Origin of the sequence: Streptomyces sp. 4F14 (assembly GCF_048159485.1) — a bacterium.
Lineage (GTDB): Bacteria > Actinomycetota > Actinomycetes > Streptomycetales > Streptomycetaceae > Streptomyces.
Map to the genome: position 1 here is coordinate 1 of NZ_JBLRVY010000392.1, position 319 is coordinate 319.

A 319-nucleotide genomic window follows, 5' to 3' on the forward strand; every position below is an offset into this window, starting at 1 on the left:
GCGTGACCGCCCGCAACCGCGTCTGGCTGACCCGGCGCCGACTGCCGCTCCCGCTGATCCCGGTCCATCTGGGGCTGTGGATCCTGCTCACACTCGCCCGCACCCGGTCGGCCGGTGGCCTGCGCGCCTGGTTCGGCGGCTTCCTGGAGGGGCTGCGGGAACCGGCCGGTGAGCGACGGCCCATGCGCTGGCGCACGGTGTGGCGGCTGTGCCGGCTGGGACGGCCACCGGTCATCTGACCGGCGACGGGACGCGGGCCCCGGTCGGTCACCTCCACCGCCCGGGACCCACCTGCGTCCCCGGATCCGGCCGCGGCGGC

At 77.1% G+C, this 319-nt stretch carries 1 pseudogene; it reads left to right on the top strand.

The window, feature by feature from the left end:
- Positions 1 to 239, top strand: a pseudogene (locus ACLZOT_RS51260) (glycosyltransferase family 2 protein); the annotation flags it as partial.
- Between the last annotated feature and the right edge of the window lie 80 nt (positions 240 to 319).